The sequence below is a fragment of the Aquimarina sp. RZ0 genome (assembly GCF_008370685.1).
GTDB lineage: Bacteria > Bacteroidota > Bacteroidia > Flavobacteriales > Flavobacteriaceae > Aquimarina.
In genome coordinates, this window is sequence record NZ_VTZU01000194.1 from 1 (window position 1) to 1,805 (window position 1,805).

Here is a 1,805-nt window from a genome sequence, read left to right on the forward strand (position 1 = left end):
AAACAATGAACGTAACAAAAAAATATAATAACCGTTTTTTTGAGTCCGCAAAACTACAACCTTTTTACAACTAAACAAGCATAATTAAAACCCTTTTTTTGAAATAATTATAAACACCTGAAAGTAACCTACTTATAATTCAACACTCCTGAAAAACTACATAAATTAAGTATACATTGTATTGAGTTAATTGAGTATTGTATCTTTTAATAATATATTCTAATCCCTCAATTTTCTTCCACAATACCTTATGAACTTATTTTTACTTTTCTATTTCCTGAAAAATGGCTGAAATTCATCCATATTTCATTACTTATTTCGTCTGTAGTACTACTATGGACTACAAAAAGTGTCTCATCCCGTCAAAAATAAAAAGTTAAGATCAATTCTATATATATTCTCATTACAAATATTTGAATGCAAAAAACTACTGAGTTAAGCTTATACTATCTTATAGTGGGGGTATACAAACAATTTCCTATTCTCATCTAAGTTATAGTACCTCCAAAAAAATAGTTGACACCATAAGTTTATACCCTTTCTATACTAGAAGTTTTCATCTAAACTATCTTCAAAAGACCAGGGAAATAATTTAACTCTCAAAAAAACATAGCAAGATCACACTTAAAAAAAATAATCAATCGTACCCTTACTTCCTAAATATCTGAAAAACTAAAGTTTTGATGTTTGTTATTACACAACAGAAACCAATGTAGATTCTGTTCCTATTTCAACAGTAAGCACAACAATCCTAGGACGGAGCATACAATCAACAAGAAGCTATGGACTAACTTAGAGAAGTAAAAAACCTCCGTTAAAAACGGAGGCTTTGATTTTCAGATTAGACCCAAAGGATCATAAGACTCATTCACTATGTTCTTGATACTTCAAATATCGTTTAATCATATCTTCATCTAATCCAACTGTACTCACAAAATAACCTCTTGACCAAAAATGATTACCCTAATAAGGTTTCTGTTTAAGGTTTGGATAAGTCTTAAATAGCTTTATCACTATTTTACCCTTCAAAATACCAAAATATTCTGAAATGGACACTTTAGGAAGAACTGAACAGACCAAGTAAATATGGTCTTTTTGAACATTCATTTCCAGGATCTGGACACTTTTCCAAGTACTAACAACCTGCAAATCGTGTTCAACTAATGATTTGATCATACCTTCAAGGATCTGAAAACGATACTTCGGGGTGAAGACAATGTGATAGTCACATTTGTAATAGACATGTGTTAATTTTCTATATTTACTCATCTTAAAAAGTTTTAGATGATAAACCTAAAAAATGGCAGAGTCTTTAAAACATGACCAGATAAGGGTTTTGAGAGATTGACAAAATTCTACTTCAAGGGATACACCCACTAGAAAGTATTTTAACAATAATTAGATAGCAGATTCTTAAACAAAAGATTTCCAAACCGGGAACACCATACGTTGATACATATAAATACGCCTCTTAATAAGAAAAATTTATAAGGAAAAAGCTGCTTTTATCATAGGATACGAGGTATTTATTCGAGCTTCTTTTTTTCAATGAAAACCTAAGATTTTCAAACTTCTCCCTTCACACGATGCAAGCATAGGGAATTAAACCCTCAGAGATTAAAATGACAATTCTAAAGGAGATTTAGGCTGTCTATATTTTGTCTCAATTCTGTTTTAGAAACTCTCAAATAAAATACAAATCAGATATTACATCTCTTTAAAACAGTGACCAAACTTTCTATATGGTATAGTTAGTCATTAGGAATAAAAAAACCCTTCATTATAATAATGAAGGGTTTCAAGGA

The 1,805-nt window shown here is 30.1% G+C and carries 1 pseudogene; it reads right to left on the reverse strand.

Features of this window, described 5'->3' with window-relative positions:
• Positions 1 to 864: 864 nt before the first annotated feature.
• Positions 865 to 1,269, reverse strand: a pseudogene (gene tnpA, locus F0000_RS27160) (IS200/IS605 family transposase).
• Positions 1,270 to 1,805 lie beyond the last annotated feature (536 nt).